Source organism: Actinomycetes bacterium (assembly GCA_036510875.1).
Classification (GTDB): domain Bacteria; phylum Actinomycetota; class Actinomycetes; order Prado026; family Prado026; genus DATCDE01.
This window is the reverse complement of the sequence record DATCDE010000077.1, coordinates 1-13,024: the sequence shown is the minus strand read 5'-3', so window position 1 is coordinate 13,024 and position 13,024 is coordinate 1. Positions and strand designations below refer to the sequence as shown.

The window sequence follows — 13,024 nt, the reverse complement described above, 5'->3', positions numbered from 1 at the left end:
GACATCTCGACGTCCAGCTGGGTGAACTCCGGCTGGCGGTCGGCACGGAAGTCCTCGTCCCGGTAGCAGCGGGCGATCTGGAAGTACCGCTCCATGCCGGCGACCATGAGCAGCTGCTTGAACAGCTGCGGGGACTGCGGCAGCGCGTACCAGCTGCCCGGCTGCAGCCGGACTGGCACGACGAAGTCGCGGGCGCCCTCCGGTGTGGACCGGGTCAGGGTCGGGGTCTCGATCTCGACGAAGTCCCGGTCCAGCAGCACGTCCCGGGCGATTCGGTTGACGTCGCTGCGCATCCGCAGCGCCCGCGCGGACGATGCCCGGCGCAGGTCCAGGTACCGGTAGCGCAGCCGAGCCTCGTCGCCCACTTCGATGTGCTCGTCCAGCTGGAACGGCAGCGGGGCCGACTCCGACAGCACCTCGACCTCGTGCGCGAGCACCTCGACGTCGCCGGTGGCCAGCGCCGGGTTGGCGTTGCCCTCGGGCCGGGGCGCGACCTCGCCGGTGATCCGCAGGCAGTACTCCGCGCGCAGCCCGTGGGCCACGGCCTCGTCGCGGACGACGACCTGGACGATGCCTGAGGCGTCCCGCAGGTCGAGGAACGCCACTCCCCCGTGGTCTCGGCGCCGGCCCACCCACCCGGTCAGGGTGACGGTGGACCCGGCGTGCTCCGCGCGGAGCGTGCCGGCCTGGTGGGTGCGCATCACGGTGTTGGCTCCTCGTCGATGGTGGTGGCAAGAACGAGCGGGTGGAGATCCTCGGTCGGCGGCTCCCACGAGCCGGCGTCGGCCGGTTGCTGCTCCCCGGAGCGGATGTCCTTGACCTCGTCCTCGGCTCCGTCGGCGCCCGGGAACCAGACGAACGGGATCCCGCGCCGGTCCGCGTGCCGGATCTGCTTGCCGAACTTCTCGGCGCGGGGTGCCACCTCGGTCGGGATGCCACGGGCGCGCAGTGCCCTGGCCACGGCGTCCGAGGTCGCCCTGGAGGCCTCGTCGACCACGGCCACGAGCACGGCTGTGGGCACCGAGCGGGACGCCGTGACCAGCTTGCGGGAGAAGACGAAAGACAGCAGCCGGGTGACCCCGATGGACAGACCCACACCAGGGTAGGTGTCGCTGCCGGACGTGGCCAGCGTGTCGTACCGGCCGCCTGAGCAGATCGAGCCGATCGACTCGTGGCCCACGGCGAGCGTCTCGTAGACGGTGCCCGTGTAGTAGTCCAGGCCGCGGGCGATCCGCAGGTCGGCCACGACCAGACCGGGCGCGTGCACGCGGGCCGTCTCGACGACACGCACCAGCTCCTCGAGTCCGTCGTCGAGCATCGGGTCGCTGGCCCCGAGCGCCAGCACCTGGTCGGCGACCGAGGCGTCCTCGGCCCGGATCGAGGCGAACCGGAGCACCGCCGTGGCCTGGGCGTCGCTCGCACCGGTCTCCGCGACCAGTACCTCATGCACCCGGGCCGGCCCGATCTTGTCCAGCTTGTCGACCACCCGAAGGACGCCGGCGAGGTCCTCGAGCCCGACGGCGCGGAAGAACCCCTGGGACACCTTGCGGTTGTTGACCTGCATGACCACGGGCGGCAGGTGGAACCCGCGCAGCGCCTCGGCCACGACGAGCGGCAGCTCGGCCTCGTAGTGGAACGGCAGCGTCCCGGCCCCGACCACGTCGATGTCGGCCTGCACGAACTCGCGGAACCGGCCCTCCTGCGGCCGCTCCCCCCGCCAGGCGGGCTGGATCTGGTAGCGCTTGAACGGGAAGTTCAGTCGACCGGCGTGCTCCAGCACGTACCGGGCGAACGGCACGGTCAGGTCGTAGTGCAGGGCCAGCCCGGCGTCCGAGTCGTCGGCGGCGTCGGCCTGCAGCCGGCGCAGGACGTACACCTCCTTGTCGATCTCGCCCTTGCGCAGTAGCTGCTCGAGCGGCTCGACGGCGCGGGTCTGGATCGGGGTGTACCCCCAAAGCTCGAAGGTGTGGCGCAGGTGGTCGAGGAAGCGCTGCTCCACGATCCGCTCCGCCGGCAGCCACTCGGGGAACCCCGACAGCGGTGTGGGCCGGGACATGGCGCTCACACTCCCCGTCGGGGACCGGCCGTGGGAGCCACCTCGGCGAGGAACGGGTTGGTGGCCCGCTCCCGGCCGATCGTGGTCGTCGGACCGTGCCCGGGCAGCACGACGGTCTCGTCGGCCAGCGGCAGCACCTTGGTCCGCAGCGAGCGCAGCATCGCCTGGTGGTCCCCGCCCGGCAGGTCGGTGCGGCCGATGGAGCCGGCGAACAGCACGTCGCCGGACACGCACAGCGGCGGGTCGTCCCCCGCGGCCGCCAGCCGGAACATCACCGAGCCCTCGGTGTGCCCGGGCGCGTGGTCGGCCACGAAGGACAGTCCGGCCAGGTCGAGGGCGGCGCCATCGGTGAGCTCACGGACGTCGTCCGGCTCGGTCCACTCCAGCCGGCCAGCGAACATCTCAGTCAGCTGCGGGCCGAGCGTGGACCCCGGGTCGTCCAGCCGGTACCGGTCGTCGGCGTGGATGTAGGCCGGGACCCCCCGAGCACCGCACACGGGGGTGACCGAGAAGGTGTGGTCGAGGTGGCCGTGGGTCAGCAGCACTGCCACCGGCTGCAGCCGGTGCTCGCGCAGCACGTCGTCCAGCTGTGGCTCGATGCCGATCCCCGGGTCGACAACCACGCACTCCTGGCCCGCACCCGTGGCCAGCACGAAGCAGTTCGTCGCGAACATCGTCGCGGGGAATCCGACGACGAGCACGACGAAACCTCCAGGCACCGGAACGGGGGCGGACGAACACTCCGAGGGTACCGGCGGGTCAGCGGCACCGGCCACCGAGATCCCCGCGGCGCGGGCCAATCCACCGGGGCGGACCACGGGGCACTGCCTAGACTGTCCTCCCGCAGCGCACGACAACAGATGGAAGGACCCCAGTGGCCGGCAGCAAGCGCGAGCGAGAGCTCGCCCGGGCGAAGTACGAGCGTCAGCAGGCGCGGCGCGCGCAGTCCGACGACAAGCGCCGCAAGCGCACCCAGGTCATCGCGTCCGTGGTGATCGGTGCGCTGGTGCTGGCCGGGTTCGCTGCCCTCGCCGCGTCGCTGCGCCACAAGTCTGCGAGCACGTCGGCCACGGCCGTGGACAGCAACCGCGCTGTGTGCCTGTACAGCCCCTCGGGGACGGCGGCCCGCAAGGTCGACGCGCCCGGAGTGAGCACCTCGCTGAGCCCGGCCACCAAGACGGCCACGCTGGCGCTGTCCCAGGGCACGGTCACCGTGGATCTGTTCAACGCCAAGGCGCCGTGCACGGTGAACTCGTTCGCCCACCTGGCCGCGAGCAGTTTCTACGCGAACACCCCCTGCCACCGGCTCACCACCAGCGCGACGCTCAAGGTGCTGCAGTGCGGCGATCCCACTGGCACCGGGTCCGGCGGTCCGGGCTACTCCTTCGCCGACGAGAACCTGACCGGCGCGACCTACCCGGCGGGCACGGTGGCCATGGCGAACAGCGGCCCGAACACCAACGGCAGCCAGTTCTTCCTGGTGTACGGCGACTCCCAGCTGCCCGCGCAGTACACCCCCTTCGGCAAGGTGACCGGCGGCCTCGACGTGCTGCAGAAGATCGCGGCGGCCGGGGTCAAGGGCGGCGGCGAGGATGGCGCCCCGGCCACGCCGGTCACCCTGAAGTCCGTGACCGTGGAAGGCTGACCTCGTGACGGAGCAGTGGGGACGCGTCGGTGACGACGGCACCGTGTACGTGCGGACGCCGTCCGGGGAGCTGGCCGTCGGCTCGTACCAGGCCGGCTCACCCGACGAGGCGCTGGCCTACTACGGGCGCAAGTACGCCGCCCTGGCCCTCGAGGTCCAGCTGCTCGAGCAGCGGGCGGCCTCCCCCGAGGTGGCTCCCGAGGAGGTGCTGGCCACCCTGACCCGCCTGCGGGACGCCGTGGACCATCCTGCGGCCGTGGGTGACCTGGACGACCTGCGGCGCCGGCTGGACGCCATCGTCCCGCTGGTCGAGGAGCGGCGGGCCCAGGCCCGCGCGGCCCGTGACCAGGCCAGGGCCGCCGCCCACGAGCGCCGTGAGGCGATCGTGACCGAGGCCGAGCAGCTGGCCACCTCGACGCAGTGGAAGTCCGCCGGCGACCGGCTGCGCGCGCTGCTGGAGGAGTGGAAGACCGCACCGCACACCGAGCGGTCCCACGAGCAGGCGCTGTGGAAGCGGTTCAGCGCCGCCCGCAACACCTTCGACCGGCACCGCCGCCAGCACTTCTCGCAGCTGTCCGCCCACCAGTCCGAGGCGAAGGCCACCAAGCAGCGGCTGGTGGCCGAGGCCGAGGCGCTGGCCACCTCCACGGACTGGGGCCCCACGGCCGGACGGTTCCGGGATCTGATGACCGAGTGGAAGGAAGCCGGCCGGGCCGGGCGCAGCGACGACGACGCCCTGTGGGCCCGCTTCCGTGGCGCGCAGGACGCGTTCTACGCGGCCCGCAACGAGGCATCGTCCGAGCGGGACGCCGGCCAGTCCGAGCACCTCAAGGCCAAGCAGGCGCTGGCCGCCGAGGCGGAGGCGCTGCTGCCGGTGCAGGACCTGGGAGCCGCGAAGGCGGCTCTGCGGACGATCCAGGACCGCTGGGAGGCGGTCGGGCACGTCCCCCGGGCCGACCGGGACAAGGTCGAGAACCGGCTGCGGGCGGTCGAGCAGGCGGTGCGCTCCGCCGAGGAGTCGCGCTGGCGGCGGACCAACCCGCAGGCCAAGGCCCGGGCGGAGGACACGGTCGAGCAGCTGACGGCCACCATCACCAAGCTGGAGAAGGCCCTCGAGGCCGCCCAGCACAAGGAGGACGTGCGCGCGGTCAAGGACGCCGAGGAGGCGCTGCAGGCACGACGGGCCTGGCTCGAGCAGGCCCAGCAGGCGCTGCAGGAGTTCAGCGGCTGAGCCGCGGTCAGCTCTGCTTGGCCGAGGTGACCCGGTACACGTCGTAGACGCCGGCCACCCCGCGCACCGCGCGCAGCACTGCCCCCAGGTGCTTGGGATCGCCCATCTCGAACACGAACTTGGACAGCGCGATGCGGTCCCGGGTGGTCGTGACGGACGCGGACAGGATGTTCACGTGGTGGTCCGACAACACCCGGGTCACGTCGGACAGCAGCCGCGCCCGGTCCAGGGCCTCCACCTGGATCTGGACGAGGAACACGCTGGACGCCGACGGGGCCCACTCGACGTCCACGGTGCGCTCCGGCTGGGCGGCCCGCAACGCGATCAGGTTGGTGCAGTCGCCGCGGTGCACCGAGACGCCGTCCCCGCGGGTCACGAAACCCACGATGGCGTCCCCCGGGACGGGCGTGCAGCACTTGGCCAGCTTGACCCAGACGTCGCTGGCGCCCTTGACCACGACGCCGGGGTCGCCCTGGGGCCGGCGGCGACGCTTGGCCTCCCGAGTGGGTGACGTCGCCTCGGCGAGGTCCTCCTCGGTGGCGTCCGCGCCCCCGAGGGCCTGGACCAGCCGCTGCACGATGGACTGGGCGGACGCGTGGCCCTCGCCCACGGCGGCGTACAGGCTGGCGATGTCCGGGTACCTGGCCTCGTGTGCGATCGTCACGAGCGCCCCGCTGGACAGGATTCGCTGCAGCGGCAGGCCCTGCTTGCGGATCGCCCTGGCCAGGGCGTCCTTGCCGTGCTCGATGGCCTCCTCGCGACGGCCCTTGCTGAACCAGGCCTTGATCTTGCTGCGGGCCCGACCGCTCTTGACGAACTGCAGCCAGTCCTGGCTGGGGCCGGCGTCGGGCGACCGCGAGGTGAGCACCTCGACAACGTCGCCGTTGGACAGCTGGCTCTCCAGCGGCACCAGCTTGCCGTTGACCCGGGCGCCGACGCAGTGGTGACCGACCTCGGTGTGGACGCCGTAGGCGAAGTCGACCGGAGTGGCTCCGGACGGAAGAGCGATCACGTCACCCTTCGGGGTGAACACGAACACCTGCTGCTGGCCGATGTCGAAGCGCAGCGCGTCCAGGAACTCGCCCGGGTCCTCGGTCTCGCGCTGCCAGTCGACCAGCTGGCGCAGCCAGGCCATCTCGGTCGAGTCGTCCCGGCCGATCGACCCGCCGTCCGGCCGTTCCTTGTACTTCCAGTGGGCCGCGATGCCGTACTCGGCCTTGCGGTGCATGTCGTGGGTGCGGATCTGCAGCTCGACCGGCTTGCCCTCGGGCCCGATCACCGTGGTGTGCAGCGACTGGTACATGTTGAACTTGGGCATCGCGATGAAGTCCTTGAACCGCCCCGGAACCGGGTTCCAGCGGGCGTGCACGGTGCCTAGCACCGCGTAGCAGTCGCGCACCGAGTCGACGAGCACCCGGATCCCTACCAGGTCGTAGATGTCGGCGAAGTCGCGCCCGCGCACGATCATCTTCTGGTAGACGGAGTAGTAGTGCTTGGGCCGCCCGGTGACCACGGCCTTGATCTTCGCGGCCCGGAAGTCGGCGGTCACCAGGTCGATCACCTGGGCGAGGAACTCGTCCCGCTTGGGCGCCCGGCTGGCCACCAGGCTCACGATCTCGTCGTACATCTTCGGGTAGAGGATCGCAAAGGCGAGGTCCTCCAGCTCCCACTTGATCGTGTTCATGCCCAGCCGGTGGGCCAGCGGCGCGTAGATCTCCAGCGTCTCGCGGGCCTTGCGCTCCTGCTTGTCCGGTGGCAGGAAACGCATGGTGCGCATGTTGTGCAGCCGGTCGGCGAGCTTGATGACCAGCACCCGGATGTCGCGGGCCATCGCCACGACCATCTTGCGCACGGTCTCGGCCTCGGACGCCTGGCCGTACTTCACCTTGTCCAGCTTGGTCACGCCGTCGACCAGGCTGGCGATCTCGTCACCGAAGTCGCGCCGCAACGCGTCCAGCGCGTAGTCGGTGTCCTCGACCGTGTCGTGCAGGAGGGCGGCCGCCAGGGTCGGCCCGGTCATGCCCAGCTCGGCCAGGACCTGCGCGACGGCCAGCGGGTGGGTGATGTACGGCTCGCCGCTCTTGCGCCGCTGCCCACGGTGCCGGTATTCCGCCACCGCGTAGGCGCGCTCGACGTCACGCAAGTCGGCCTTGGGGTGGTTGGCGCGCACGGTGCGAAACAGCGGCTCCAGCTCGGGCACCGGGCCGGGGCTGCGGTTGCTGCCGAGGCGGGCCAGCCTGGCCCGGACACGCGACCGGCCGGCGTCGCCGGAGGCCAGCTCACCGGGCACGCGGAGGGGCGCTACCAGGTCGTCAGGGTCAGGGCCGCCGGTCTCCGGCCCACGAGCGGCACCGGGCGCTGGTCGGGTCCCGACCACGCCGTCCGGCAACACATCGTCAGCCACGCAGGGTTCCTCCAAGCGTATGGAGAAACCCCAGTCTACGGCCGCAGCCGGGAGACGCCGAGCCGCCTACACGCTCATGATCGAGTGGACGTCGACGCCGGGCAGCGCCATCCGCCCGGCCAGGAAGCCCAGCTCGATGAGCACGGCCACCCCGACGACCACGCCACCGGCCCGACGGACCAACTCGGCGGTGGCCGCCGCGGTACCGCCGGTGGCCAGCACGTCGTCCACGATGAGCACCCGGTCGCCCGCCGCGAAGGCATCCCGGTGCACCTCGAGGGTGGCCTCCCCGTACTCCAGGGCGTAGCTCTGCTCGTAGGTGGCCGCCGGCAGCTTTCCCTTCTTGCGCACCGGCACGAACCCGGCCCCCATGTGGTAGGCCACCGGGGCAGCCACGATGAACCCGCGGGCCTCGATCCCCACCACCTTGTCGACGGTGCCCGCACCGCGGTACCCGACGATCGCGTCGATCACCCCGACGAAGGCGGTGTGGTCGGCCAGCAGTGGGGTGATGTCCTTGAACACCACGCCCGGCTGGGGGTAGTCGGGGATGTCCCGGACCCGCCGTTCCAGCAGCGCGGGAAAGTCCAGCCCGGGCATCAGCGACGTCGCTTGTTGGCCGGGCGCCGCTTAGCGGCCTTCCGCGGCTGGTTGCGCTGGCCGGCGGTGCTGGCCCGGTTGCCCGGCGCCACCCCGTCGGCCGGCAGCTCCACGTCGTCCGGGCTGTCCTGGATGTCGACGTCCGTCCGCTCGGCGACCGCCGTCGCGGACCGGCGGCGGGTCGAGCCGGCGCCGGTGCCCGTCGCCACGCCCTTGCCGGCGGCCTCCCGGGCGGCAACCCGGCGGGCGAGGGCCTGCATGGCCGGCTCCCGCTCCTTGAGCTGCGCCAGCACCGGCGTCGCGATGAAGATCGACGAGTAGGCACCGGCGGCGAGGCCGACGAACAGGGCCAGCGCCAGGTCCTTGAGCGTGTCCGCACCCAGCAGCGGGCCGATGAACAAGATGGCCGCCACTGGGAGCAGGGCGATGACCGAGGTGTTGATCGACCGGACCAGGGTCTGGTTCAGGGCCAGGTTCGCGGCCTGGCTGTAGGTCATTCGGTTGCCGCCGGACAGCCCCCGGGTGTTCTCCTTGACCTTGTCGAAGACGACCACCGTGTCGTACAGGGAGTACCCGAGGATCGTCAGAACGCCGATCACGGTCGCCGGGGTCACGACGAAGCCGATGAGCGAGTAGATCCCGATGGTGACCACGAGGTCGTGGATGAGCGCGACGAGGGCGGCCACGGCCATCCGCCACTCGAAGTAGAGGCTCAGGAAGATCGCAATGAGGATGAGAAAGACCACCAAGCCGGTGAAGGCCTTCTTGGTGATCTCCTTGCCCCAGGACGGTCCGACGATCTGGGCGTTGATGGTCTCGGCGGGGGTGTGGAACTCAGTGGCCAGCGCCTTGATCATCGCCTGGTTGCCGGAGGTGCTCAGGTCCTGGGTCTGCACCCGCAGCGACCGGCTGTTCCCGCTGGTGACCTCGGTGACCACCGGTTGTGGCACGTTGTTCGCCGCAGCCACCGCACGGGCCTGGTCGATCGTCCCGGTCGCGGTGGGCACGGTGAAGACCGAGCCGCCCTTGAAGTCCACCCCGAGGTTCAGCGGGCGGAAGATCAGCGACAGCACGGCGATGAGCAGGATGACGCCTGAGACCGCGTACCAGCGCCGGCGGTGCCCGACGAAGTCGTAGGAGACCTCGCCGCGGTAGAGCTTGCCGCCGATCGTTCTGAGGCGGGACATCAGGCCTCCTCTGCCACGGGCTTGGACGCCGCACGCCGCGGTGTCGGAGTGCGGACGCCGAGGCGGTTGGGGTCGACCCCCGAGAGCGGGTGGCCGCCGCCGAAGAACTTGGTGCGCGCGAGGACGGTCATCAGCGGTTTGGTGAAGAAGAACACGATGAACACGTCGATGATCGTGGTCAGCCCGAGGGTGAAGGCGAACCCACGGACGCCACCGATGGAGAGCATGTAGAGCACGATCGCGGCGATCAGCGACACCGCGTCCGCCGCCAGGATGGTGCGTCTGGCCCGCCGCCAGCCGGTCTCCACGGCGACCTTCATGCTGCGGCCGTCCCGCATCTCGTCCTTGATCCGTTCGAAGAAGACCACGAACGAGTCAGCGGTGATACCGATCGCCACGATCGCACCCGCGATGCCGGCCAGGGTCAGCGTGTACCCGATCGTGTCACCCAGCAGCACCAGCATCCCGTAGGTGAGCAGTCCGGCGATGACCAGGCTGGCCGAGATGACCAGGCCCAGTCCGCGGTAGTACAGCAGCGCGTAGATCACGACGAGCAGCAGGCCGAGCAGCCCGGCGATGATGCCCGCCCTCAGCTGGTTGCTGCCCAGCGCGGCGGAGATGCTCTGCACCTCGCCGGCGTCGAAGGCGAGCGGCAGGGCGCCGTACTTCAGCACGTTGGCCAGGTCGGTGGCCTGCTGCTGAGTGAAGTTGCCGGTGATCTGCGCGTTGCCGTCGACGATCGCCGTCTGGACGACCGGAGCCGACACCACGACGCCGTCGAGGACGATGGCGAACTGGTTGGTCGGCGACGGGTTGGTCACCAGCTGCTGGGTGACCTCCGCGAACTTGCGGGTCCCGTTGCCGTTGAAGCTCAGGTCGACGACCCACTGCCCGATGCCGTTCTGCGGGCTGGTCAAGTTCGCAGCGGCTGAGGTGACGTCGCTGCCGGGCACGACGACCGGCGCCAGGATGTACTTGGCCTGCTGGTTGCGGTCACAGGTCACCAGCGTCTGCGCCGCGATGTCCTCCGGCCGCTGAGCGCTGGCGAACGGCTTGGTGCAGTCCAGCTGGTCGTACTCGGCCTGCACCGCCGGAGTGATCGTCGTCGTAGCCGGGGGGGCGCTCGGTGTCGCGCTGGCGCTGGGCGTGGCGCTGGGGCTCGGCGTCGTCGTCGCCGCGAGTCCGCTGCTGCCGCGACCGTTGCCGGACGCCGACGGCGACGCGCTGCCGCTCGCGGCCGGCGTGGCCGAGCCGCTGGGCGTGGCGCTGGGCGTGGTCACCGCCGCCGGGGCCGGACCCGCGGCGGCCAGCACCGGACGGAACGAGAGCTGGGCGGTCTGCCCCACCAGGTCGACGATGCGGCCCTGGTTCACCCCAGGCACCGAGATCACGATCGTGGCACCGGCGCCGCTGCCCTGGGTGGTGACCTCGGCCTCGGAGACCCCCAGGCCGTTCACGCGCTCGCGGATGATCTCGACGGCCTGCGCGATCGCCTCGGAGGTCACCGCGCCCGTGGCACCGGCAGCCACCCGCGGGACCAGCGTGACGCTGGTGCCGCCCTGCAGGTCGAGACCGAGCCGGGGCTTCGTCGTCCCGCTGATGAAGATCCAGGCGTACAGGGCCACCACCGCAAGGGCGATGACGGCGAGCGCACGTCCGGGGCGCGGCACTGGGGGCGCAGCCACGTGTGAGCCTCTCGTTCGGTCGGCGCCTGGAACCTACGTCCAGGCACGCTGGTCGGTCGGGGGCCGTCGGCCGCCGTCGGAGAAGTATCCCTGATGACGAGCCCGACAGCCGTCAGGAGCCCGCTGGTGCCTCAGGCCGGTCGTCGTCGGGGCCTTGCACGTCACCGTCGCCCACCGGGGCCGTCACGACCTTGCCGACGGCCTGCTTGATGAGTCGGACGACGACGCCGGGAGCGATCTCCAGTTCCACGGTGTCGTCGTCGACCGAGCGGACCGTCCCGTACAGGCCGGCGGTGGTCATGACCTGGGCCCCTGGGCGCAGCGCCGACACGACGGCGGCCGCCGCACGTTGGCGGCGCTGGGCCGGCCGCAGCACCAGCAGGTAGAACAGCACCACGAGGAGGAGCAGGGGCAACAGCGACTCGAGCTTCACGACGTCCTCAACGATCGGGTACGGCGGACGCCAGTCGCGGTCCGCACAGCCAGCCAGTCTAGGGTCAGCCGCCGCGCTCGTCGGACTCGTCGAGGTCGTCGGGCTCCCCGAACAGGTCCAGCGCCAGGGCGGCCTCGCTGCCGCGGGGCGCGGCCAGGCCCAGGTGCTGCCAGGCTGCGGCGGTGGCGACCCGGCCGCGCGGGGTGCGGGCCAGCAACCCGTTACGGACCAGGAACGGCTCGGCGACCTCCTCCACGGTCTCGCGCTCCTCCCCCACCGCGACGGCCAGCGTGGACAGCCCCACCGGGCCACCCCCGAACCGCCGGCACAGGGCGTCGAGGACGCCGCGGTCCAGGCGGTCCAGGCCCAGCTCATCGACCTCGTAGACCTCCAGCGCCGCGCGGGCCGTCGCCCGGTCGACGACGCCGTCCGCCCTGACCTGGGAGTAGTCGCGCACCCGGCGGAGCAGCCGGTTGGCGATCCGCGGGGTCCCGCGGGACCGGCCGGCGATCTCGGTGGCGCCGTCCGGGGTCATCGGCACGTCGAGGAGCCGGGCCGAGCGGTCCAGCACCGCCACCAGCTCCTCGGGCGCGTAGAAGTCCATGTGGCCGGTGAAGCCGAAGCGGTCGCGCAGCGGCCCCGGCAGCAGCCCAGCGCGGGTCGTGGCACCCACCAGGGTGAACGCCGGGATCTCCAGCGGGATAGCGGTCGCCCCTGGTCCCTTGCCCACCACGACGTCGACCCGGAAGTCCTCCATGGCCATGTAGAGCATCTCCTCGGCCGGCCGGGCCATCCGGTGGATCTCGTCGAGGAAGAGCACCTCACCCTCGGCCAGCGAGGACAGCACGGCCGCGAGGTCGCCGGCGTGCTGGATCGCCGGGCCGCTGGTGATCCGCAGCGGCGCGGACAGCTCGCTGGCGATGATCATCGCGAGGGTGGTCTTGCCCAGGCCGGGGGGGCCGGACAGGAGCACGTGGTCGGGCGCCGAGCCACGCCGCTGGGCGGCCGAGAGGACCAGCTCGAGCTGCTCGCGCACCCGGTGCTGACCGACGAACTCGGCCAGGCTCTTGGGCCGCAGCGCGGCCTCAGCGGCCCGCTCGTCGGCAGCGGCGTCGGGGGCCACCAGGCCGGGTTCGTGCGGCACGGCCGGGCTCACGCCCTGCTCAGCGTGCGCAGCGCCGCCTTGAGCAGCGCACCGACGTCGACCCGGCTGAGCTCGGACTGCATGGCCAGCGCGTCCGGCGCGATGGCCACCAGCGCCTCGTCCGCCTCTCGAGGCGACCAGCCCAGCGCGACCAGGCCAGCGTGCACCTGCTCCCGCCAGGTCTCGCCGCCGGAGCCGGTGCCGGACCGGACCGCTGGCCCGCCGTGCGGCACGCCGAGCTTGTCCCGCAGCTCGAGCACGATCCGCTGGGCCCCCTTGCGCCCGATGCCGGGGACCAGCTCGAGCGCCTTGAGGTCCTCGGTGACCACCGCCCGCCGCAGCTCGTCTGGGGCATGCACGGCGAGCATCGCCTGGGCCAGCCGCGGTCCGACACCGCTGGCCGTCTGCAGCAGTTCGAACACCGACCGCTCGTCGTCGTCGGCGAAGCCGTACAGCGTCAGGGAGTCCTCTCGGACCACGAGGCTGGTCGACAGCCGGGCCGGCTCCCCCACCCGCAGCCTGGACACGGTGCCGGGGGTGCACTGCACCGCCATCCCCACCCCCCCGACCTCCAGCACCGCGGTGTCCGGCCCCACCGCGGCCACCCGGCCGGCCAGGAACGCGATCACCGGGGCCCCC

Annotated in this window: 12 protein-coding genes; 2 read left to right on the top strand and 10 right to left on the bottom strand. The window is 71.8% G+C overall.

Annotated elements, in window-relative coordinates; all coding sequences use genetic code 11:
* The 3 genes from VIM19_04245 to VIM19_04235 form a co-directional block, all read right to left on the bottom strand.
* Window positions 1-704: amino acid--tRNA ligase-related protein (locus VIM19_04245; protein ID HEY5184120.1), on the bottom strand; the 704-nt coding region annotated here is incomplete at its 3' end.
* Entirely contained in the window at window positions 701-2,056 is a 1,356-nt protein-coding gene (gene hisS, locus VIM19_04240; protein HEY5184119.1) for a histidine--tRNA ligase, read from the bottom strand. The genes hisS and VIM19_04245, both read right to left, overlap by 4 nt.
* Window positions 2,057-2,061: 5 nt before the next feature.
* Window positions 2,062-2,757 carry an MBL fold metallo-hydrolase gene (locus VIM19_04235; GenBank protein HEY5184118.1) on the bottom strand — a complete coding sequence of 232 codons (696 nt, stop codon included), beginning with the start codon at window positions 2,755-2,757 and terminating at the stop codon, window positions 2,062-2,064.
* 173 nt (window positions 2,758-2,930) lie between these two features.
* On the opposite strand from VIM19_04235, the gene VIM19_04230 reads away from it, so the two are divergent.
* Window positions 2,931-3,701, top strand: a complete 771-nt coding sequence (locus tag VIM19_04230; GenBank protein HEY5184117.1) for a peptidylprolyl isomerase — start codon at window positions 2,931-2,933, stop codon at window positions 3,699-3,701.
* Between the two features lie 4 nt (window positions 3,702-3,705).
* Window positions 3,706-4,932, top strand: a complete 1,227-nt coding sequence (locus VIM19_04225) for a DUF349 domain-containing protein (protein ID HEY5184116.1) — start codon at window positions 3,706-3,708, stop codon at window positions 4,930-4,932.
* A gap of 7 nt (window positions 4,933-4,939) precedes the next feature.
* Here the strand turns inward: VIM19_04225 and VIM19_04220 are convergent, their stop codons facing one another.
* The 7 genes from VIM19_04220 to ruvA form a co-directional block, all read right to left on the bottom strand.
* On the bottom strand, window positions 4,940-7,336 hold the full coding sequence (locus tag VIM19_04220) for a bifunctional (p)ppGpp synthetase/guanosine-3',5'-bis(diphosphate) 3'-pyrophosphohydrolase (GenBank protein ID HEY5184115.1): 2,397 nt from the start codon (window positions 7,334-7,336) through the stop codon (window positions 4,940-4,942).
* Window positions 7,337-7,402: 66 nt separating this feature from the next.
* The gene (locus VIM19_04215) at window positions 7,403-7,936 is read right to left on the bottom strand and encodes an adenine phosphoribosyltransferase (protein HEY5184114.1); all 534 of its coding nucleotides are present in this window, start codon (window positions 7,934-7,936) and stop codon (window positions 7,403-7,405) included.
* Window positions 7,936-9,123 (bottom strand): protein translocase subunit SecF, encoded by a 1,188-nt coding sequence (gene secF, locus VIM19_04210; protein HEY5184113.1) that lies wholly within the window; start codon window positions 9,121-9,123, stop codon window positions 7,936-7,938. Before secF ends, VIM19_04215 begins: the two co-directional genes overlap by 1 nt.
* Window positions 9,123-10,808 carry a protein translocase subunit SecD gene (secD, locus tag VIM19_04205; GenBank protein HEY5184112.1) on the bottom strand — a complete coding sequence of 562 codons (1,686 nt, stop codon included), beginning with the start codon at window positions 10,806-10,808 and terminating at the stop codon, window positions 9,123-9,125. Before secD ends, secF begins: the two co-directional genes overlap by 1 nt.
* A 112-nt stretch (window positions 10,809-10,920) precedes the next feature.
* Window positions 10,921-11,241: a preprotein translocase subunit YajC gene (gene yajC / locus VIM19_04200; GenBank protein ID HEY5184111.1), complete on the bottom strand. Its 321-nt coding sequence runs from the start codon at window positions 11,239-11,241 to the stop codon at window positions 10,921-10,923.
* A gap of 64 nt (window positions 11,242-11,305) precedes the next feature.
* Complete coding sequence (gene ruvB, locus VIM19_04195; protein HEY5184110.1) at window positions 11,306-12,397, bottom strand: Holliday junction branch migration DNA helicase RuvB; 1,092 nt, start codon at window positions 12,395-12,397, stop codon at window positions 11,306-11,308.
* A complete protein-coding gene (gene ruvA, locus VIM19_04190; protein HEY5184109.1) occupies window positions 12,394-13,014 on the bottom strand; it encodes a Holliday junction branch migration protein RuvA in 621 nt (206 codons plus the stop codon). The genes ruvB and ruvA overlap by 4 nt, the downstream gene beginning before the upstream one ends.
* Window positions 13,015-13,024: the final 10 nt, after the last annotated feature.